At 66.0% G+C, this 19,620-nt stretch carries 17 protein-coding genes; 8 read left to right on the top strand and 9 right to left on the bottom strand.

Annotated features, from left to right (window positions below; all coding sequences use genetic code 11):
* Positions 1–187: 187 nt before the first annotated feature.
* Positions 188–2,077, bottom strand: a complete 1,890-nt coding sequence (locus OSH07_RS06165; RefSeq protein ID WP_266337738.1) for a SurA N-terminal domain-containing protein — start codon at positions 2,075–2,077, stop codon at positions 188–190.
* Between the two features lie 243 nt (positions 2,078–2,320).
* Between OSH07_RS06165 and tpiA the strand changes: the two genes are divergently transcribed.
* The 5 genes from tpiA to OSH07_RS06140 all read left to right on the top strand — a co-directional run bounded on the left by tpiA (position 2,321) and on the right by OSH07_RS06140 (position 7,997).
* On the top strand, positions 2,321–3,091 hold the full coding sequence (gene tpiA, locus OSH07_RS06160; protein ID WP_266337737.1) for a triose-phosphate isomerase: 771 nt from the start codon (positions 2,321–2,323) through the stop codon (positions 3,089–3,091).
* Positions 3,092–3,210: 119 nt separating this feature from the next.
* On the top strand, positions 3,211–3,699 hold the full coding sequence (gene secG / locus OSH07_RS06155; RefSeq protein ID WP_266337736.1) for a preprotein translocase subunit SecG: 489 nt from the start codon (positions 3,211–3,213) through the stop codon (positions 3,697–3,699).
* Between the two features lie 162 nt (positions 3,700–3,861).
* Positions 3,862–5,490: a CTP synthase gene (locus OSH07_RS06150; protein ID WP_266337735.1), complete on the top strand. Its 1,629-nt coding sequence runs from the start codon at positions 3,862–3,864 to the stop codon at positions 5,488–5,490.
* A gap of 247 nt (positions 5,491–5,737) precedes the next feature.
* The gene (kdsA, locus tag OSH07_RS06145) at positions 5,738–6,571 is read left to right on the top strand and encodes a 3-deoxy-8-phosphooctulonate synthase (protein WP_266337734.1); all 834 of its coding nucleotides are present in this window, start codon (positions 5,738–5,740) and stop codon (positions 6,569–6,571) included.
* A 421-nt stretch (positions 6,572–6,992) separates the two neighbouring features.
* Complete coding sequence (locus OSH07_RS06140) at positions 6,993–7,997, top strand: hypothetical protein (protein WP_266337733.1); 1,005 nt, start codon at positions 6,993–6,995, stop codon at positions 7,995–7,997.
* A 15-nt stretch (positions 7,998–8,012) separates the two neighbouring features.
* On the opposite strand, the gene queF is transcribed toward OSH07_RS06140, so the two are convergent.
* Entirely contained in the window at positions 8,013–8,465 is a 453-nt protein-coding gene (gene queF / locus OSH07_RS06135; RefSeq protein WP_266337732.1) for a preQ(1) synthase, read from the bottom strand.
* A 27-nt stretch (positions 8,466–8,492) separates the two neighbouring features.
* Complete coding sequence (locus tag OSH07_RS06130) at positions 8,493–9,467, bottom strand: hypothetical protein (protein WP_266337731.1); 975 nt, start codon at positions 9,465–9,467, stop codon at positions 8,493–8,495.
* 187 nt (positions 9,468–9,654) lie between these two features.
* Here OSH07_RS06130 and eno point away from each other — a divergent pair, with 187 nt between their 5' ends.
* Positions 9,655–10,932: a phosphopyruvate hydratase gene (gene eno / locus OSH07_RS06125; protein WP_266337730.1), complete on the top strand. Its 1,278-nt coding sequence runs from the start codon at positions 9,655–9,657 to the stop codon at positions 10,930–10,932.
* An 85-nt stretch (positions 10,933–11,017) separates the two neighbouring features.
* On the opposite strand, the gene aguA is transcribed toward eno, so the two are convergent.
* Positions 11,018–12,121 carry an agmatine deiminase gene (aguA, locus tag OSH07_RS06120; RefSeq protein WP_266337729.1) on the bottom strand — a complete coding sequence of 368 codons (1,104 nt, stop codon included), beginning with the start codon at positions 12,119–12,121 and terminating at the stop codon, positions 11,018–11,020.
* Positions 12,122–12,224: 103 nt separating this feature from the next.
* On the opposite strand from aguA, the gene OSH07_RS06115 reads away from it, so the two are divergent.
* Complete coding sequence (locus tag OSH07_RS06115) at positions 12,225–12,929, top strand: HAD family hydrolase (RefSeq protein WP_266337728.1); 705 nt, start codon at positions 12,225–12,227, stop codon at positions 12,927–12,929.
* 11 nt (positions 12,930–12,940) lie between these two features.
* Here the strand turns inward: OSH07_RS06115 and OSH07_RS06110 are convergent, their stop codons facing one another.
* The 5 genes from OSH07_RS06110 to OSH07_RS06090 all read right to left on the bottom strand — a co-directional run bounded on the left by OSH07_RS06110 (position 12,941) and on the right by OSH07_RS06090 (position 17,972).
* Positions 12,941–13,855 carry a homocysteine S-methyltransferase family protein gene (locus tag OSH07_RS06110; protein ID WP_266337727.1) on the bottom strand — a complete coding sequence of 305 codons (915 nt, stop codon included), beginning with the start codon at positions 13,853–13,855 and terminating at the stop codon, positions 12,941–12,943.
* 49 nt (positions 13,856–13,904) lie between these two features.
* The gene (locus OSH07_RS06105) at positions 13,905–14,783 is read right to left on the bottom strand and encodes an amino acid ABC transporter permease (protein WP_266337726.1); all 879 of its coding nucleotides are present in this window, start codon (positions 14,781–14,783) and stop codon (positions 13,905–13,907) included.
* Positions 14,773–15,594, bottom strand: a complete 822-nt coding sequence (locus tag OSH07_RS06100) for a transporter substrate-binding domain-containing protein (protein ID WP_266337725.1) — start codon at positions 15,592–15,594, stop codon at positions 14,773–14,775. The genes OSH07_RS06105 and OSH07_RS06100 overlap by 11 nt, the downstream gene beginning before the upstream one ends.
* 295 nt (positions 15,595–15,889) lie before the next feature.
* Positions 15,890–16,780 (bottom strand): N-carbamoylputrescine amidase, encoded by an 891-nt coding sequence (aguB, locus tag OSH07_RS06095; protein WP_266337724.1) that lies wholly within the window; start codon positions 16,778–16,780, stop codon positions 15,890–15,892.
* 4 nt (positions 16,781–16,784) lie between these two features.
* A complete protein-coding gene (locus OSH07_RS06090) occupies positions 16,785–17,972 on the bottom strand; it encodes a serine hydrolase (RefSeq protein ID WP_266337723.1) in 1,188 nt (395 codons plus the stop codon).
* A 142-nt stretch (positions 17,973–18,114) separates the two neighbouring features.
* On the opposite strand from OSH07_RS06090, the gene OSH07_RS06085 reads away from it, so the two are divergent.
* Entirely contained in the window at positions 18,115–19,587 is a 1,473-nt protein-coding gene (locus OSH07_RS06085; protein ID WP_266337722.1) for an NAD-dependent succinate-semialdehyde dehydrogenase, read from the top strand.
* The last annotated feature ends 33 nt before the right edge of the window (positions 19,588–19,620 follow it).

Genomic DNA, 19,620 nt, shown 5'->3' with positions numbered 1-19,620 from the left:
ACGCCATCGCCAGGTTTGCGTGCGCCGCCACCATGTCGCCGCGGCCTCATTTCCCGAGGACGGCCAGACGCGGGCCCCGGCGAGGGCCTGCGTTCCGTCGAAAGCGGCGCCGGCGGCCTGCGCGGGGCAGGGCCGACGGAACTGCGTATCGGGCAAATGGCTTGGCGACATTGTTTCCAATCAACCCTCAGATGGCGCTTGTGATCTGTTGCAGGACGCTCTGATTGACCGTCACGCCGAGCTGGCGCTGCAACTCGGCTACATATTGCTGCAGAAGATCGTTCTGCATGGCGTCGGCAAGCTGCTGCGTGATCTGGCCGCTGTCGCCACTGCCCTCAGTGTACGGGGTTTCGGTGACGTCCGCGACCTGCAACACGATCTGCTCGCCGTCCTGGGCGCCCGGAGCGACGTCGGCCGAGCCCTTCGGGCCGGCGAACGCGGCCTTGAGCGCTTCGGTCGAGAAGCTGTCGGCCGGACGCGAACTGCGGGTCTGCTTGTCGAGCGTCTGCACGGGCAGGTTCAGCGAGGTGGCGATCTGGTCGAGAGTCTCGCCCTTGCCGAGGCGATCCTTAGTGTCCTTGGCCTTGGCGATCAGCTTGTCGGTCGTGGCCTGCTTCTTCCAGGCCTCGATTACCTTATCCTTGACCTCGTCGAGCGGGCGGTCATGGGCTTCGTTGATGTCGGTGACGCTGAACCAGACATAGCCGCCATCCTCAGTCGGGATCGCGGCGTTGTCGATGCCGACATCGCTGGCGAAGGCATCCTTCAGCAGCTGCGCCTGTGCCGGGATGTCGGCGACCGCGTTGCCAGCGGCGTCCTTGCCGGTCTGGTCGACGGCGATTTTCTTCACCGTCAGTTTGTTGTTGGTGGCGATCTCGTCGAGCGAAGCTCCGCCAGCGCGGGCGTCCTCAATCGAATCGCGCAGGCCGTTGATGTCCGCCTTGGCGGCATTCAGGGCCAGTTCCTTCTTCAGATCTGCCTTGACCTCGTCAAACGCCTTAACCGTCGCCGGAACGATGTCCGAGACATGGATGACGACCGGGCCGAAGCTGCCCTTGACGACGTCGCTGGAACCGTTCGCCGGAAGCGAGAAGGCGGCCTCGGCGACCTTGGGGTCGATCAGCTTGTCGCGGGTGATGACGCCGAGATCGCTGTCGCCAAGCTTCTTGCCGATGCCTTCGAGCATTGATTCGAACGATTCGCCGGCCTTGAGCTGGTCGGCCGCAGTTTGGGCGCTGCTCTCGTCCGCGAACACCGCCTGGAAGACATGGCGGGTTTCAGGCGTCGTGAAGCGCGCCTTTTCGGCGTCATAGGCCTTCTGGGCGTCGGCATCGGTGATGTCGTCCGGCCGCGCGACCTCGTCGGGACCGAGCTTGATCAGCGAGATCGAGCGCACTTCCGGCGCGCGCCAGTCCGCCTTGTTGTCATTGTAATAGCTGGTGAGCTCGTCGGCGTTCGGCGCCGGGATCTCGCCGACCAAAGAGGCGGGGAGGACGAGGTAGCGGATGTCCCGCTGCTCGGTCTGGTATTCGTGCAGGGCCTTGGCGAGCGCTTCCGGCGCGGTGGCGCCGCCCGAGATCGACTCGGCGATCTGCTGGCGCTTCTCCTGCGCGCGGCGCTCCAGGACGTAGGCGTCCTCGGTCATGCCGTTGTTGCGCAGCAGAGAGACGAAATAGTTGCGGTCGAAGGTGCCGCCGGCGCCCTTGAAGGCGGGGTCCTGGGCGATCTCGCGGATCAGCATGTCGCGCGAAACGCCGATCGACAGGTCCTTGGCCTGGTCGTCGAGCGAAGCCTCGGTGACGAGGCGGCCGAGCACCTGGTTCGGAATGCCGAGCATCTTGGCCTGGTCCGGCGTGATCTGCTGGCCGACGCGCTGGCTCATCGCCTGCAGCTCGCGGCGATAGGCGCGATCGAAATTAACCGACGAGATATCCGTGCCGCCGACGCGGGCGACGGAATGCTTGCTGACACCATTGAAGACATCAGCGATGCCCCAGACAGCGAAACTCAGCACGAGCAGGCCGAGCAAGATCTGCGCTACCCAGCCGGCAGCGTATTTGCGCATCGTATTGAGCATCGACGTCCTCTAACGCGCGGGGGCTTTACCGGCCCCGCTTCGGGCGCGCGATCATAGAAAGGACCCCTCGCCGGGGCAAGGCGCGCGGTGACGGAACATCGAGCATACCTTCCGTCCGGGATTCCGCGGCCCCCGACAGCCGTCTGACCGCGGGTGCGATTCGGGCAGGTCCTTGACTTCGGCGCGCCGTCGCTATGCAAAAGAGCCAACAAGAATCCAAACACCGGAAATCAGGAAGCGTTCATGTCCAGCACCCAATCCCCGCGTCCGAAGCCGCTGATCGCCGGCAATTGGAAGATGAATGGACTGAAGGCCTCGGCGAGCGAGTTCGGCAATATCGTCGCGGGCTATGGTGCGGAGCTTCGGGGCAAGGTCGATCTGGCCATCTGCCCGCCCGCGACGCAGCTTGTGCCTTTCGCGGTCGTCGCGCTCGGAAGCCGCATCTCGATCGGCGGGCAGGATTGCCACGTCAAGGCGAGCGGAGCGCATACCGGCGACATCTCGGCCGAGATGATCGCCGATACCGGCGCGACCCATGTGATCGTCGGTCATTCGGAGCGCCGGACGGACCATTCCGAGACGGACGCGATCGTCCGTTCCAAGACGGAAGCCGCCTGGCGGGCCGATCTGGTGGCGATCCTCTGCATCGGAGAGACCGAAGCCGAGCGGCGCGGCGGCACCACGCTCGCCGTGGTCGACACGCAGCTCGCCGGGTCGATTCCCGACGGTGCGACGGCCGCCAATCTGGTTATCGCCTATGAGCCGGTCTGGGCCATCGGCACGGGTCTCACGCCGTCCAACGCCGACATCGCCGAGGTGCACGGCCATATCCGCCAGCGTCTCGTGGCGCGCTTTGGCGCTGAAGGCGCGCGCGTCCGCATTCTCTATGGCGGTTCGGTAAAGCCTTCCAACGCCGGCGAAATACTCAAGATTGCCGATGTCGACGGCGCGCTCGTCGGCGGCGCCAGCCTGAAGGCCGCTGACTTTCTCGGTATCGCCGCGGCCTATGCGTGACACGGCGTGCGGCTTGTCTCCGGCGTTCCACTCTCCATATCAGGGGCGCGGCACTGGAAACCGCCAAAACGATCGTGTACAAGGCCGCCAGCTTTTTTGAATTCTGATCAGAGACATCGATGCAGACAGTCATCATCGTGATCCACCTCATGGTGGTCGTCGCGCTCGTCGCCGTTGTTTTGCTGCAGCGCTCCGAAGGTGGCGCGCTCGGTATCGGCGGCGGCGGCGGCTTCATGACGGCGCGCGGCTCGGCCAACGTGCTGACCCGTACGACGGCCATCCTGGCGGCGATCTTCTTCGTCACGTCGATGGGCCTTGCCCTGCTCAGCCGCTATGGTGAGCGGCCGGCCTCGATCCTCGACCAGATCCAGGGTCAGTCGACCTCGGCGCCGGCCGTTCCGGGCGGCTCGGGTCAGGGCATCCTGGATCAGCTGCCCGGCCAGAAGCCGGCGGCGACGCCTGCGGCTTCGACGCCGGCTCCTGCTGGCGAGGCCGCTCCGGCCGGCGCTGCGGCACCGGCCGCGACGGAAGCCGCTCCGGCAACCCCGGCCCCGGCTGCACCGGCTCCGGCCGAGCCTGCCGCTCCGGCGGTGCCGAGTTCGCAGTAAAGCGCGTAAAGGCCCTTTTCCTTCGCGTCGCCGCGCGGTCCCGTGCGGCGACGTTTTATTTGGGGAAGGGGAGTTTGGTGAATGGAGGCTGGGTCGTCGTTCTGGCGCGACGGCTAGCCTTTGTCGTATGAAACGTTCGATCGGAAACTGAGGTAGAGGCCCATGGCGCGGTACGTATTCATAACCGGCGGTGTGGTTTCCTCGCTTGGCAAGGGCATCGCGTCCGCGGCGCTCGGAGCAATGCTCCAGTCGCGTGGATACAAGGTCCGCCTGAGGAAACTCGATCCCTACCTGAACGTCGATCCGGGCACGATGAGTCCGTATCAGCACGGTGAAGTCTTCGTCACCGACGACGGCGCCGAGACGGACCTCGACCTCGGCCACTATGAGCGCTTCACTGGGCGCCCGGCCTCGAAGGCCGATTCGGTCACCACCGGCAAGATCTACCAGGAGATCATCGCCAAGGAGCGCCGTGGCGATTATCTCGGCGGCACCGTGCAGGTGATTCCGCACGTCACCGACGCGATCAAGTCGTTCGTGCTCTCCGGCAACGACGATGTCGACTTCGTGCTCTGCGAGATCGGCGGCACGGTCGGCGACATCGAGGCGATGCCGTTCCTCGAGGCGATCCGGCAGCTCGGCAACGACCTACCGCGCGGCAATGTCGTCTATATCCACCTGACGCTGATGCCCTACATCCCGAGCGCGGGCGAGCTGAAGACCAAGCCGACGCAGCACTCGGTCAAGGAACTCCGCTCGATCGGCATCCAGCCCGACATCCTGCTCTGCCGTAGTGACCGCCCGATCCCCAAGGAAGAGCGCCGCAAGCTGTCGCTGTTCTGCAATGTGCGCGAATCGGCCGTCATCCAGGCGCTCGACGTCGCCCACATCTACGACGTGCCGACGAGCTACCACGCCGAAGGCCTCGACGACGAAGTGCTGGCCGCGTTCGGCATCACCGACGCGCAGCCGCCCGTCCTCGACAAGTGGAAGGCGTTGACCAACAAGATCCGCCATCCCGAGGGTGAGGTCACGATCGCGGTCGTCGGCAAGTACACGGGCCTCAAGGACGCCTACAAGTCGCTGATCGAGGCGCTACAGCACGGCGGCATCGCCAACACGGTCAAGGTCAACATCGACTGGATCGAGAGCGAGATCTTCGAGAAGGAAGATCCCGCGCCTTATCTGGAGCGCGTCAACGGCATCCTGGTGCCCGGCGGATTCGGCGAGCGCGGCTCGGAAGGCAAGATCAAGGCTGCCGGTTTCGCCCGTCGTCGCAACGTGCCCTATTTCGGCATCTGCTTCGGCATGCAGATGGCCGTCATCGAGGCGGCGCGCAGCCTGGCCGGCGTCCAGAAGGCGAGCTCGACCGAGTTCGGCCCGACCGACGAGCCGGTTGTCGGCCTGATGACCGAATGGCTCAAGGGCAACATGCTCGAGAAGCGCCATTCGGCCGGCGATCTCGGCGGTACGATGCGCCTCGGCGCCTATGAGGCGCATTTCGAGCCCGGCTCGAAGATTGCCGGCATCTATGGCGACACGACCGTGTTCGAGCGGCATCGCCACCGCTACGAGGTCAATATCGACTACAAGGACCGGCTCGAGGCCTGCGGCATGCATTTCGCCGGCATGTCGCCGGATGGCGTGCTGCCGGAGACGGTCGAACTGCGCGATCACCCGTGGTTCATCGGCGTTCAGTATCATCCCGAGCTGAAGTCGCGGCCGCTCGATCCGCATCCGCTGTTCGCCTCGTTCATTGCGGCAGCCATCGAACAGTCGCGCCTCGTCTGAGGCCGATTCCGGGTCGCCGGGGACGGCGACCCGTTTCGCCCCGCAGAATTGCCGTTCGGCTTCCGTGCGATGGCCTTGGATCCGCCGCGATCTCGGCGTGTCTTCTCGCCTGGCAGGTCGCGATCCCGCGCTGTCCGGCTAAGCGTCCTCGAAGGTCGCTCGACGCTGGCGGATCAAGGGTCGCATCGCCGACGCTTACGTTGTAAGGGTCTGGCCGCGCACGCCAGACCTCCAGGCACGGTGAAGAATGACGACTGAAACCAATTCGCATGTCTCCGCCGGCAAGGCGACCTTCGGCAATGACTTGCCGCTGACGCTGATCGCCGGCCCCTGCCAGCTGGAAAGCCGGCAGCATGCCTTCGACATGGCCGGCCGTCTCAAGGAGATGACCACCAGACTCGGTATTGGCTTCGTCTACAAGTCGTCTTTCGACAAGGCGAATCGCACCAGCATTTCCGGAAAGCGCGGCGCCGGCCTCGATGCGGCGCTGCCGATCTTCGCCGATATCAAGAAGGAATTCGACGTTCCCGTGCTGACCGATATCCATGAGCGCGAACAGTGCGCCGTGGTCGCCGAAGTCGTCGACATCCTGCAGATCCCGGCCTTCCTGTCCCGCCAGACCGACCTTCTAGTCGCAGCAGCCGAGACGGGCCGGGTGATCAACGTCAAGAAGGGCCAGTTTCTGGCGCCCTGGGACATGAAGAATGTCCTTGCCAAGCTGGTCAACAGCGGCAATCCGAACGTGCTCCTGACCGAGCGCGGCGCCAGCTTCGGTTACAACACGCTCGTCAGCGACATGCGTTCGCTGCCGATCATGGCTGCCATGGGCGCGCCGGTCGTCTTTGATGCCACCCATTCGGTGCAGCAGCCGGGCGGGCAGGGTTCGTCCTCGGGCGGCCAGCGCGAATTTGTCTCGGTTCTGGCGCGCGCCGCCGTCGCGGTCGGTGTCGCCGGCGTTTTCATCGAGACGCACCAGGATCCGGACAACGCACCGTCCGACGGCCCGAACATGATCCAGATCGACGACCTGCCGGCGCTGCTGGAGCGCCTGATGGCCTTTGACCGGCTTGCGAAGGGATAGGGCTCGCCCCGTCGTTTCGAAGCGACTTGCGGGATGATGTGAAACGAACGCAGGATGTTCTCCTGCGCCCACTCTGGAAGAGCCCAGCCCGATGGACCCGAACGAACTCGTAGTCATTCTCGATCGGGCGATCTCCAACCTTCCGGATCCGTCCGCCGATGGGCGTCGACGCGTCTATGAGAGGGTCGAGCGCACGATCCGAGCCACTTGCACGCCCGAGGGCGGCGAGATGGACATGGAGCGCTATCAGGCGCTTCGGCGGGATCTCGGCGCCGCGATCGCTATCATAGAGCAGCAGCGGCGCAGCCCCTCGCTCAAGCGACCGACGACGCGGTCGGCCGCTCCAGCGAGCGTCGTCCCTCCTGCTGCTGCGGCTGCGCCGCCGCCACCGCCGTCCGGTTCCACCACGCCGGCAAGTTCAATGGCTCCGGCAAGTCCGGCCGCTTCGGGCCGTCCCGCTGCCGCGAAGCCAGCTCCGGCCGAGGCGCGTCCGGCTCCGGCTTCGGCGCTCCGCGCGGCCGCCAGCCACCCAGCTGCAAGCCTCAGCCATGAGGTCTCCATTTCCGTCGCTCCGGCGCCTCCCGAAGAACTGGTCGAGCCCGATGCCGAGGACGACGGCGCTTCGCCGCGCTGGCTGAAGCGGATCGGCATTGGCGCAGCCGTGACTGCGGTAGCGCTCGGCGTCGTGATCGCCGCCTTGCCGGGTGGTCCGCTGCGCAGCCTGCTATCGAGCACCAGTTCCAGCGCACCGCCTGCCGCAAACGAGCCGACTCCGGCGCCTGCCGCCAGCGAGCCTCCGGCCGATCCCTTTGCCGGAGCGCCGGCACCGCAGCCGCCCGTGGTCGCCGAGGATCGTCCGGCGCCGAGCGAGCCGGCGCCCGGATCCGACAGTCCGCCGACCGACAACACCACCGCTTTCGCGCCCATGCCGGCGCAACCCGGCGTTCCGCGCGTGACCGACGTCAAAGTCTCGATCATGAACGGCGCCTCGGAATGGCGGACCGAGCGGCTGACAGGCTACGAGGACAAGCCGAGCGGGCCGCCGATGATGGCGATCGCGCAGGACCGCGACAAGCCGCTGATGGTGTCGGTCTATTGCGATACGCCGGAACTCACCGTGTTCCGCGTCGCCTATGGTACCGATACGGGCACGCTCCGGCAGGAGATCGGCGAGCGCGGCAGCATGGACGGCATCCAGCGCCAGCGGATCCAGGTAAAGACGGATCGCAATGAAGGCTTCGCCGGCGACTTCCTGGCCCTGACGAACCACACATGGGGCATTCGCCTCGCGCCGGAGAATGTCGAGACGCTGCGCTCCGGCAAGGAGATCGAGATCTCGATCGGCGATTCGGTTGCCGGCACGGTGTCGCTGAGCGGCGCGAGCCCGGCGATCGACGAGGCGCTCCACGGCGGCGCCTGCATCTGACGCCTCGGCCGCGTGTCAGCCGCGGCCGCGATAGGGCGCGACGCCCTGGTCCGGTAGCCAGATGTTCGCCGGCACCGGGCCGCTCTGCCAGAAGACGTCGATCGGGATGCCGCCGCGCGGATACCAATAGCCGCCGATGCGCAGCCAGTGCGGGTCGAGCAGATCGACGAGGCGCTTGGCGATGTCGATCGTGCAGCCTTCATGGAAGGCGCCGTGATTGCGGAAGGCGTGCAGATAGAGCTTCAGCGACTTCGATTCGACCAGCCAGTCCTTCGGCACGTAGTCGATGACGAGGTGCGCGAAATCGGGCTGGCCGGTGACCGGGCAGAGCGAGGTGAATTCGGGCGCGGTGAAGCGAGCGACATAGAGGGTGTCCGGATGCGGATTGGGCACGCGGTCGAGGACCGCTGTTTCCGGGGTCGCCGCCGCGCCGACGCTTCGGCCGAGTTGCAGTTCCTGTTCGGTCATCATCATCTCTCCAGACCGGGCCTGGCGTCAGCAGGGCGCCAGAAGCTCGCGCGTGTCGCGGTTGAAGCGCCAGGCGGAGAAGCCGCTCATCTCCGTGCCGCCCCACCAGCGCCTGATGCCATTGGTCGATATATGGTCCTGCTCGCCGGAAAGGATGTCCTCGCCGACCAGGGTCAGCCGCAGCGGCGCGGTGACATATTCGGCGTGTATTTCCGAATCGGCGTGCGAATAAGGCGCGTGCAGCCCTTCGATCAGCGGGAAGTCGCAGAAGGCGAGTGAATCGATCACCGCGTAGAACGGCCACGTTCCCATGAAGGCAGCTTCCTCGGCGGTTCGCGCCTGGTGGAACAGGGCTGCGGCCGACATGTCTTCGAGCCCGAGCGAATCGAGCAGGCGCATTTCGGTGCGGTTGAGGCCGGTCTTCGGCTGCGGCAGTTCCTCGAGGAAGCGCGCCAGCGCCTGCCGCAGAAACGGGAAGCCCTTGATCGGCCGCAATGCCCGCTTGGCGATCAACTCCGGCGTTGGCGCCGTCAGCTCGCTCCAGACGGTCGCCGCCATGTCCAGCATCGCCTGGTTGACGCGCACGCCGTCGATCGCGAAGCGCATTACCGTATCGGGCCGCTCCATCGCGAAGAAGCTGTCGGCCTGGACGATGACGATCCCCTGCGTGCGCCCTTCCTTGGCGAAGAAATCGAGGATCTGCAGCAATTGCAGCTGATCGTAGAGGTCGTGCTCGAACCAGAGCTCGACGCGGTCGAATTCGGCATGGCGGCGCATGACGGCGTCTCGCTCGGCGAATGTCGCGGCCACCGTCTCGGGATCGAAGTTGAACGCTTCGGCAAGATGCTCGGCCCGGACGGCAGAGACGGCTTCCAGCGTATCGAGCGGCGGGATCGGACCGTCATGCAGCGCATCGCGCCACGGCATGATGATGGCGCGGCTGCCGGCGGCGGTGAGGAGGTCGACGGTCTGGTCGCCGTCGGTGATGAGAAGCGTCGTCATTCCGTCTTCATCATCCGATGCGAGACGGAAGGCAATCGAAACTGCGCGGTCCGCGCGCTTTCGCGGCTCGACCGCGCACTTCCGCATCGGAACTCGACAGTTTCGCGCACTTCCTCTTCCGCCTTCATGCGCGGCAGGCTAGAAGCTGCGAGACCTTCGCGTCCCGTCCGAGAACAAGGATTTCCGCATGACCGCCATCATCGATATCACTGCCCGCCAGATCCTCGACAGCCGTGGCAATCCGACGGTCGAAGTCGACGTTTTGCTGGAGGATGGCTCGCTTGGCCGCGCCGCGGTTCCCTCGGGCGCCTCGACCGGCGCGCATGAGGCCGTCGAGCTGCGCGACGGCGACAAGTCCAAGTATCAGGGCAAGGGCGTGCTGAAGGCGGTCGAGGCCGTCAACGGCGAGATCTTCGACGCGATCGGCGGCATGGAAGCCGAAGACCAGGCGATGATCGACGGCACGATGATCGAGCTCGACGGCACGCCGAACAAGGCCCGCCTCGGCGCCAACGCCATCCTCGGCGTTTCGCTGGCGCTCGCCAAGGCGGCGGCCTCCGCTGCCGACCAGCCGCTCTATCGCTATGTCGGCGGCGTCAACGCCAAGGTCCTGCCAGTGCCGATGATGAACATCATCAATGGCGGCGCCCATGCCGACAATCCGATCGATTTCCAGGAATTCATGATTCTGCCGGTCGGCGCGCCGACGCTGGCCGAGGCCGTCCGTTGGGGCTCGGAAGTGTTCCACACGCTGAAGAAGGCGCTCAAGGACGCTGGCCACAACACCAATGTCGGCGACGAGGGCGGCTTCGCCCCGAACCTGCCTTCGGCGACGGCTGCGCTCGATTTCGTCGCCAAGTCGATCGAGAAGGCCGGTTTCCGCCTCGGTGAGGACATCTATCTCGGCCTCGATTGCGCCGCGACCGAGTTCTTCAAGGACGGCAAGTACAACTATGAGGGTGAGGGCGTCGTCCGCACCATCGAGCAGCAGATCGACTACCTGGCCGATCTCGCCTCCAAGTTCCCGATCATCTCGATCGAGGACGGCATGAGCGAGGACGACTGGGCTGGCTGGAAGGGCCTGACCGACAAGATCGGCAACAAGGTGCAGCTCGTCGGTGACGACCTCTTCGTCACCAACACCAAGCGCCTGTCGCAGGGCATCAAGTCCGGCACCGCCAACTCGATCCTCGTCAAGGTCAACCAGATCGGCTCGCTGACCGAGACGCTCGACGCCGTGTCGATGGCGCACCGCGCCGGCTACACCGCAGTGATGTCGCATCGTTCGGGCGAGACCGAGGATTCGACCATTGCCGATCTCGCGGTCGCCACCAACTGCGGCCAGATCAAGACCGGCTCGCTGGCCCGTTCGGACCGGACCGCCAAGTACAACCAGCTGATCCGCATCGAGGAGCAGCTCGGCGTGCAGGCCGAGTATGCCGGCCGCAGCATCCTGAAGGGCTGACGAACTCTTCTCGCCCGCGCTATGCGCAGGCGTATTCATCGAGCTCCCGGCGCAGGACATGCGCCGGGAGCTTTTGTTTGCCGTCTCAGCCCGGCCGGCCGACCGGCTGCTGCTGCGTGATGCAGTGGATGTTGCCGCCGCCGAGCAGGATTTCCCGCGCCTCGATGCCGACGATGCGGCGGTCGGGATGCAGGGCGGCGATGATTTCCATCGCGGCCTGATCCGTCTTCGCGTCGAGCAACGGCATCACCACCAGGCCATTGGCGATGTAATAATTGGCGTAGGATGCCGCGAGCCGCGCGCCGCCGCGCCGCTCGGCGCTGCCCTCGGAAACGTCGATGCCGGCCGCCTCCGCGTCGGTCATGTAGAGCGGTCCCGGCATCGGCAGCTTGACGATCTGCAGCCTGCGCCCCTGCGCGTCCGTGGCGGCGGCAAGCCGCTCATGGGCGTCATGCGAGATCGCGTATTGCGGATCGTCTGGGTCCTCGCACCAGGTCAGCGCCACGACGCCGGGCCGGACGAAGCAGGCGAGGTTGTCGATGTGGCCGTCGGTCTCGTCGTGGAAGAGGCCGGGACCGAGCCAGATGGTCTTGCTGACGCCGAGGCGGGCGGCGAGATGCTCCTCGATCTCGCTGCGGTCGAGATAGGGATTGCGATTGGGGTTCAGCAGGCATTCCTGCGTCGTCAGCAGCGTGCCCTCGCCATCGACATGGATCGCGCCGCCCTCGAGGACGAAGGGGGCGCGATAGCGCGGCGCGCCTTCGATTTCGAGGATCTTGGCGGCAGCGCGGTCGTCCTGGTCCCAGGGCGAATAGAGGCCGCCATTGAAGCCGCCCCAGGCGTTGAAGCGCCAGTCATTGCCGCGTAGGCGGCCGTCGGCGCTGACGACGAAGCTCGGGCCGGTATCGCGGCACCAGGCGTCGTTGGTCGTGGCCTCGACCAGCCGGACATGGGCGGGCAGGCGCTGGCGCGCGTTTTCCCACTGGCCGGCCGAGACCAGCATGGTCACCGGCTCCGCTTCGGCGATGGCGGTCGCCACCGCCGCGAAGGCCTGTTGCGCCGGCTTGCCGCCCAGCCGCCAGTTGTCCGGCCGCTCGGGCCAGATCATCCAGGTGCCGGCATGCGGCTCCCATTCGGCCGGCATGCGGAAACCGTCGTCGCGGGGGAGGCTCTGGAGCGTTGCGGACATGGTGCTCGTTCGCTGATCGTCGGGGCCTGTGATCGAAGCGGGAATGCCAGGCGAAGGCAAGCGTGCTAGAGCAAGCCATCGACGACTTCCAACGGATTACGCCATGCAGCTGCGCGCGCTCCTGTTCGACAAGGACGGGACCTTTCTCGATTTCGCCAAGACCTGGGACGCCGCGACGGGCTCGGTCATCAACACGCTGGCCGAAGGCGACGGGGTGCTGGCGGAGCGGCTGGCCGAGATCGTCCACTACGATCTCGAGGCGCGCGTGCTGCTGCCGACGTCGCCCTTCATCGCCAGCTCTGTCGGCGAGTTGATCCCGCTCTGGGCCGAAGCGCTGGGACGGCCCGGCGACGCGAGCTTCGAGCAGATCCTGCGCGACCTGTTCCATGACGCGACGCTGAATGCCGCGACGCCGATCGGCGAGCCGGCGGCGGTGTTCGCGACCCTGCAGCAGGCCGGCTACCGGCTCGGCGTCGTCACCAATGATTCTGAGCGCGGCGCGCGGTCGCAATGCGAGCGGCTTGGTCTTGTCTCGTGGTTCGACGCCATCTTCGGCTATGATTCAGGTCATGGCCGCAAGCCCGAGGCCGGACAGATCCGCGCCTTTCTGGATCAGTTCGGCTTCCAGCCGGGCGAGGCGGCGATGATCGGCGACACGCTGCACGATCTGCATGCCGCGCGCGCCGCCGGTGTGGTCGCCATTGGTGTCGAGAGCGGCTTCATGTCGGCCGAGCAGCTTGCGCCGGAGGCAGATTATATCATAAGCGATATCAGCAAGTTGTCTGATCTTCTTCAGAAGATGAACTAGCCGGATTCCGCTCACTTCGAGTCGAAGTGCTGGCGGATTTCGGTGATGTGCTCCGGGCCGATGCCGCAGCAGCCGCCGACGATCGAGGCGCCGGCATCGATCCAGCGCTCGGCCCAGACCAGATAGCGCGCCGGCGTGATGTCGGCGCGGATATCGGAGATGCCGGCATAGGGCTCGTCGCTCTCTTCCTCGGCGGCGAAGGCATTGGCATAGACGCCGATGCTCACGTCGGGGCGTCCGGCCGCGTCGAGGGTGGCGCGTGCCTCGCGGATCGCCGCTTCCATCACCTCCGGCTGGCTGCAGTTGAACAGGATCGAGACGGCGCCGGCCTCGACCGCCTTTTCGACGCCGGTGGCGACCGTCTCGCCGGAGCGGAGTTCCGGCGGCCCGGTGCGGCCCGCCTCGTCCTTCAACGTGTAGGAGACCCAGATCGGCTTCGGGTGCAGCGCCGCGGCGGAAATCGCCGCCAGTGCCTCGACGGTGGAGCTCTGGGTTTCGATCAGCCAGAGGTCGACATGCGGCGCGAGGCCCTTGACCAGGACCCGGAAGATTTCCGGCGCCCGGGCGGCGTCGAAGAGCTCCGGCCGGTAGGATTCGAAAACGGGCGGCAGCGATCCGGCGACCTTGACGGGGCGCCCGGCCTGATCCGCCGCCGCGCGCGCGACCTGGCCGGCGAGGCCGGCAAGCCGCAGGCCATCCGTCTCGAAATGCTCGGCGCCGATCTGGTGCGGCTTGATCGCGTAGGTATTGGTGGTGACGATCTCCGCGCCGCTCTCGATGAACTGCTCATGCGCCTTCTGCACCAGATGCGGCGTCTCGATCAGGGCGAGCGCCGACCATTCCGGCAAGCGGAACGGTGCGCCGATGCGCTCGAGCTGCCGGCCCATGCCGCCGTCGAGCAGCGTCACGTGTTGATGCGTCGTCATGATGGATCTTCCTTGTCGTGCTTGGATCCGCGGCCGCCATGGGCGCTGTTCAGGACCGGTTTGCGTTTGTCTGTACGCCGGGGTAGCCGCGCCCGAAGCGCCGCTCGAGCTTGGCCTGGCAGAATTCGAGGATGATCGACATCACCCAGTAGATGGCCGCCGCCGTGGTCAGCATTTCCATGTATTTGTAGGTAGAGCGCCCGTAGGACTGCGCCAGGAAGTTCAGTTCCCAGACGCCCATCAGCGAAACCAGCGCAGAATCCTTCAGCATCGACACAACCTGCGTGCCGGCGGGGGGGATGATGACGCGCAGTGCCTGCGGTGCGATGACCTTCCACGCGATCCGCCAGCGCGGCAGGCCGAGCGACATCGCCGCCTCCCACTGGCCGGCCGGAACCGAGCGGACGCCGCTGCGGACGATCTCGGCATTATAGGCGCCATAGTTGAGCGACAACGCCAGGATGCCGGAGGTGAGGGGGCCGAGGATGATGCCGATCTGGGGCAGCGCCAGGTAGATCAGCAGGACTTGAATCAGCAGCGGCGTGCCGCGAAACAATGATCCGTAGAAGGTGGCGATGGCGAAGCAGAACGGGTTGGACGACATCCGCCCCATGGCTGTCACGACACCCAGAAACGCCGCGAAGCCGACCGAACTCGCCGTGACGAACAGGGTCATCGCGGCGCCCTGGATCATGCCCGTCGGGGTCAGGCGGATGCCGAGCATGAAGGGAAGCCGTTCGGCGATGGCGCCGCCGTCGAGGCCGAACTGAACGAAACCGACCAGCAACACGGCGAAAAGGCCGGCCCAGACCAGGCCGACCTTGATGCCGAACAGGCGCGCTTCCGAGAGCCGCGACGGCCGCGCCGCCACGACTGGACGGAGATCGCGGCCGAGCCGGACCGACTCGCTTCTGAGCTCAAACGTCATTGCGCGTGATGTCGGTGCCGAGCCATTTCTCCGAGATCGCCTTCAGCGTTCCGTCGGCACGCAGGCCCTCGATGATCTCGACGATCTTGGCATTCCATTCGGCGTCGCCCTTGTCGACCGCGATCCAGTTCGGCTCGCCGAACAGCGGCTGGCCGACCACCTTGAGCGGGGCGCCCGCATCGATATGCCCCTTGGCGGTGGCGATGTTGGCGACGATGGCGTCGAGCCGGACGCCGGCGCCGAGCGCCAGGTTCTGGAAGTTGACGGTCTCGTCCGAGGGCACCTTCACCGGATTCTCGAACGGGAAGGCGATGGCCTTCTCGCCCGGGATCTGGATCGTCTTGTCGAGATAGGCCTCGTAGCTCGAGCCGGTGCCGACGCCGACGCGCTTGCCGGAAATGTCGGCGATCGAGTGGATGGATGTCTCGTCCTTGTGGACCACGAGGACCGCCGGCGAGCTGTAGTACTGGACGATGAAGTCGAGCACGGTGGCGCGGTCGGTCGTCGGCGTGATCGAGCAGATGCAGATGTCCCAGCGTCCCGCCCAGCGGCCGGCCGTGATCACCTCCCAGCCCGGCACCGAGTTGACGGCCTTGACGCCGAGCTTGTCGGCGACGGCCTGCGCGACGTCGATGTCGAAGCCCGCGAGCTTGTTGTCCTTGTCGATGAAGGTGAAGGGCGGATAGTCGTCGACGACGACGTTGTTGAGCACCTTGGTGGACAACACCCGGTCCAGCGTCTCGCCGGCCTGGGCGAAATTGGGCGCAAGCAGAAGGGTCGCCGCCAAGGCGAGCGCAGGACGAAGCTTCATTCTGTTGGAACTCCGGTGTGACCGCGAAGGTCATGGATCAATATGGATCGGAGCCTGGAGCAAGTTCCAAATCCGCAGTGATCGTCTTCCCGGAGGAGGGCGATTTTTGCTTTCAATCCGAAATAGAGGATGAATTCATCCTTTGCTTCGGAGTGGCTGAAACAGGCCGGGCGTCAATATTCTCTTCAAAATATTGAACATTGGCGCCGGCAAGTTAAGCAACGGCATGCCATTTCAGGGCGACGCGGTGGAATGCCGTCCTGCGAAGCCGTGCCGTCGAATGAAGCGAAGGCAGTCAGCGTCCCGCCGCGTGGGGATTGCGGCCGTCCAGCGTGGTCAGGGCGCCATAGAGCTCCGGCCGCCGGTCGCGGAAGACGCCCCAGGAGCGGCGCTGATGCGCGATCGCGTCGAGGTCGAAGGTCGCGGTCAGCACGCTTTCGCTGATCCTGTCCGCCTCGACCAGCTTGGCGCCGGTCTGGTCGGCAATGAAGGACGAGCCGTAGAAGGTGATCTCGGTGGCGTTGAGGCCGCGCTCCAGCCCGATGCGGTTGGAGGCGACCAGCGGCATCAGATTTGCGCCGGCATGTCCCTGCATCACGCGCTGCCAGTGGGCGGCGGAATCAAGCGAGGGATCCTGCGGCTCGGAGCCGATCGCCGTCGGATAGAACAGGATCTCGGCGCCTGCCAGCGCCATGGCGCGCGCCGTCTCCGGAAACCACTGGTCCCAGCAGATGCCGACGCCGATGGTGCCGAAGCGGGTCGGCCAGACGCGGAAGCCGGTGTCGCCGGGCGAGAAATAGAACTTCTCCGTATAGCCCGGGCCGTCCGGAATATGGCTCTTGCGATAATTGCCGAGCACGCTGCCGTCGGCATCGACGATGGCGATGCTGTTATAGGCGGTCTGGCCGGCGCGTTCGAAATAGCTGACGGGCAGCACGACGGAGAGTTCGGCCGCGAGCGCCGCGAAATGCGCGATCAGCGGATTTCCCTCGAAGGGCTGGGCCAGGTTGAAATGGTCGTGGAACTGGTCCTGGCAGAAATAGGGCGTCTCGAACAATTCCTGGATCAGGACGATGTTGGCGCCATCGGCCGCCGCTTGCCGCACCAGTCGTTCGGCCCGCGCGACATTGCCGGCGCGATCCCAGTCGCACTCCATCTGCGTGGCCGCGACGGTGACTTGGCGCATCGTTCTACTCCCGCTCGGCAAGGCGATTGAGGATGCCTCGATAGGGCGCGATCAATCTTTGGTCGTCAAGCGCTGCATCATGGTTCCAGCTTGCGACGACGCAATGAACGCGGCCGTCATGGCCGACGACGCGGGTGGAGAGGTTGAGGACGCCCAGCTCCGAGCCGCCCTTGTAGGCGACGGATTTCCATGGCTCGCGTTCGGCGACGCCCGGATTGATGCCGACGCTGCCGAGTTCGGCGGTGGCGTCGAGCAGACGGCAGACTTCGCGGGCCGACAGGAACCACTCGACCGCGTGCGTGGCGGCGGCGCTGAGGTCGGTGATTTTTGGCAGCGGCCTGTCCGCAATCTCTGCCAGGAGGGCGCGTCGCGCGCCCGCGTCGCCCTCGATCCATGCGGTCCGCAATGGCGCGTTCTCGTTTGTCTTCAGCGTGAAGAGCTCGCGCGTCGTGAGAAACGGGGTATTGGCGGGCGCGACCGCCTCGACCGCCCCCCGGCCGACGAGGCGGATCAGGGCGTCGGTCGCGGTGTTGTCGCTGACCGAAATCATCAGATTGGCGAGGGTCGCGATCGTCAGTGGCGTGCCGTCCGGCCAGTCCTGCAATTGGCCGGATGGCAGGGATCTCCATGACGGGGCGAGCGGTACGACCTGGTCCCAGGCGAGGCGCCCGGCAGCGACCGCGTCGCGGAGCGCCACAAGGACGGCAAGCTTCGCGGCGGAGCCGATGGCCAGCGGCCGGTCGGCATCCTGCGCGATCACGTCCTTGCCGTCGCTGACGACGAGGAGGGCCGTCGAGCCGGGCAGGGCATGGATGGCGGCCGCCAGACTTTCGATCGAGCCGAGCGGCTCCGCCGGGCCGAACCACAGGCCGATGATCCGGCCTTCGCCGTCGAGGGCGATCGTGGTCGGGATGGTTGCGTCGGCGAAGCGCAGGCGGAAGCTGGAGCCGACGCGATCGACGCCCTCAAGCGGGCCGTTCGCCTGGCGGATGCCGGCAAGGATGGGCTGGAGCTGCGGGAGCGGCAGCGCGGCCAGGAAGGCGGCGCCGAAATGCTCCGGTCCCAACCCTTGCGGGCTCATCAGGGCTTCCAGCGTGGCTTCCGGAGTCATGGCTTCAGCCCTCGCCGGCATCGCGGTGAACAGGACGGCGGCCAGCATGGCGGCCGTCACGGCAAATCGGATCGAAGGCAATGGCCCCTCCGTCTCGCTCCCGCTTCCGTCCGGCGGGGCGACAGTTCCATGGCGGTCCCGGCTCTGCCGCGCTATCGTCGCAACGCGGATGGAACGGTTGCCGGCCGTGGTCATTGGCAAAACGTCGTAAGGGAGTAGCACCATGGACAAGTCGACCGTCAAGACCTTGAAGCTGATCGATCCGACGCTCGTGAAGGACCAGTGCTATGTCGATGGGGCTTGGATCGGCGAGCCGTCGATCGAGGTCACCAACCCCGCCACCGGCGCCGTAATCGGCCATGTGCCGCGCTTCGGCGCCGAGGAGACGACGAAGGCCGTCGATGCCGCCGCCGTTGCGTTCAGGAGCTGGGCCGCCAGGACCGCCAAGGAGCGGTCCAAGCTGATCCGCCAGTGGTTCGAGCGCATCCGGGCCCATCAGGACGATCTGGCGATGATCCTGACCTCGGAGCAGGGCAAGCCGCTCGCCGAGGCCAGGGGCGAGATCGAATACGCCAATTCCTACATCGAATTTTACGCCGAGGAGGCGAAGCGCATCGCCGGCGAGACGCTGCCGAGCCATCGCGCTGATGCGCGCATCCTCGTGCTGCGCCAGCCGACCGGCGTCGTCGCCGCGATCACGCCGTGGAATTTCCCTGCCGCGATGATCACGCGCAAGGTGGCGCCGGCACTGGCGGCCGGCTGCACCGTGGTGTTGAAGCCGGCTGGCGAGACGCCGCTGACGGCGCTGGCGCTGGCCGAGCTCGCCGACCGCGCCGGTATTCCGCCTGGTGTCATCAACGTCGTCACCGGTAGTGCGTCGGAAATCGGCGGCGTGCTGACTTCCCACCCGGCGATCCGGCTGGTGAACTTCACCGGCTCGACCGAGGTCGGCAAGCTGCTGATGCGGCAGGCTTCGACGACCGTGAAGAAGATGGCGCTGGAGCTTGGCGGCAACGCGCCCTTCATCGTCTTCGACGACGCGGATCTTGATGCGGCGGTCGAAGGCGCGATGATCTCGAAGTTCCGCAACATGGGCCAGACCTGCGTCTGCGCCAATCGCATCTATGCACAGGCGGGCATCCACGACGCTTTCGTCGAGAAGCTGACGGCCGCCGTCGACAAGCTCAAGGTCGGCAACGGCGTCGAGGCCGGCGTCTCGCAGGGGCCGCTGATCAACGACAAGGCGATCCTCAAGGTCGAGGAGCACCTGAAGGACGCGACGGGGAAGGGCGCCAGGATCGTGCTCGGCGGCCATCGGCACGCGCTCGGCGGCTCGTTCTTCGAGCCCACCGTGCTGACAGGGGCGACCCGCGACATGCAGCTTTCGCGCGAGGAGACGTTCGGACCGATCGCGCCGGTGTTCAAGTTCGAGACCGAAGAAGAGGTCATCAGGGCCGCAAACGACACCGAGTTCGGCCTCGCCGCCTATTTCTATTCCCGCGACATCGGCCGCATCTTCCGGGTCGGCGAGGGGCTGGAATACGGGATGGTCGGCATCAACTCCGGCCTGATCTCGACCGAGCTGGCACCCTTCGGCGGCGTCAAGGAAAGCGGCAATGGCCGCGAGGGCTCGCATCACGGCATCGATGAATTCGTCGAGAAGAAGTATCTTCTCTTGGCCGGCATCGACCGGTAGGCCAAACCAAGGCGCGGAATAGCGCGATAGGCA

Source organism: Kaistia nematophila (assembly GCF_026343855.1).
GTDB classification, from domain to species: domain Bacteria; phylum Pseudomonadota; class Alphaproteobacteria; order Rhizobiales; family Kaistiaceae; genus Kaistia; species Kaistia nematophila.
Note: the sequence above shows the minus strand (reverse complement) of the source record. Positions and strands in the feature narration are given on the sequence as shown.

What these genes read in the sequence shown, in the direction of transcription:
- OSH07_RS06165 (WP_266337738.1), bottom strand. Translation starts at nt 2,077, where the DNA reads ATGCTCAATACGATGCGCAAATACGCTGCCGGCTGGGTAGCGCAGATC.
- tpiA (WP_266337737.1), top strand. Translation starts at nt 2,321, where the DNA reads ATGTCCAGCACCCAATCCCCGCGTCCGAAGCCGCTGATCGCCGGCAAT.
- secG (WP_266337736.1), top strand. Translation starts at nt 3,211, where the DNA reads ATGCAGACAGTCATCATCGTGATCCACCTCATGGTGGTCGTCGCGCTC.
- OSH07_RS06150 (WP_266337735.1), top strand. Translation starts at nt 3,862, where the DNA reads ATGGCGCGGTACGTATTCATAACCGGCGGTGTGGTTTCCTCGCTTGGC.
- kdsA (WP_266337734.1), top strand. Translation starts at nt 5,738, where the DNA reads ATGACGACTGAAACCAATTCGCATGTCTCCGCCGGCAAGGCGACCTTC.
- OSH07_RS06140 (WP_266337733.1), top strand. Translation starts at nt 6,993, where the DNA reads ATGGCTCCGGCAAGTCCGGCCGCTTCGGGCCGTCCCGCTGCCGCGAAG.
- queF (WP_266337732.1), bottom strand. Translation starts at nt 8,465, where the DNA reads ATGACCGAACAGGAACTGCAACTCGGCCGAAGCGTCGGCGCGGCGGCG.
- OSH07_RS06130 (WP_266337731.1), bottom strand. Translation starts at nt 9,467, where the DNA reads ATGACGACGCTTCTCATCACCGACGGCGACCAGACCGTCGACCTCCTC.
- eno (WP_266337730.1), top strand. Translation starts at nt 9,655, where the DNA reads ATGACCGCCATCATCGATATCACTGCCCGCCAGATCCTCGACAGCCGT.
- aguA (WP_266337729.1), bottom strand. Translation starts at nt 12,121, where the DNA reads ATGTCCGCAACGCTCCAGAGCCTCCCCCGCGACGACGGTTTCCGCATG.
- OSH07_RS06115 (WP_266337728.1), top strand. Translation starts at nt 12,225, where the DNA reads ATGCAGCTGCGCGCGCTCCTGTTCGACAAGGACGGGACCTTTCTCGAT.
- OSH07_RS06110 (WP_266337727.1), bottom strand. Translation starts at nt 13,855, where the DNA reads ATGACGACGCATCAACACGTGACGCTGCTCGACGGCGGCATGGGCCGG.
- OSH07_RS06105 (WP_266337726.1), bottom strand. Translation starts at nt 14,783, where the DNA reads ATGACGTTTGAGCTCAGAAGCGAGTCGGTCCGGCTCGGCCGCGATCTC.
- OSH07_RS06100 (WP_266337725.1), bottom strand. Translation starts at nt 15,594, where the DNA reads ATGAAGCTTCGTCCTGCGCTCGCCTTGGCGGCGACCCTTCTGCTTGCG.
- aguB (WP_266337724.1), bottom strand. Translation starts at nt 16,780, where the DNA reads ATGCGCCAAGTCACCGTCGCGGCCACGCAGATGGAGTGCGACTGGGAT.
- OSH07_RS06085 (WP_266337722.1), top strand. Translation starts at nt 18,115, where the DNA reads ATGGACAAGTCGACCGTCAAGACCTTGAAGCTGATCGATCCGACGCTC.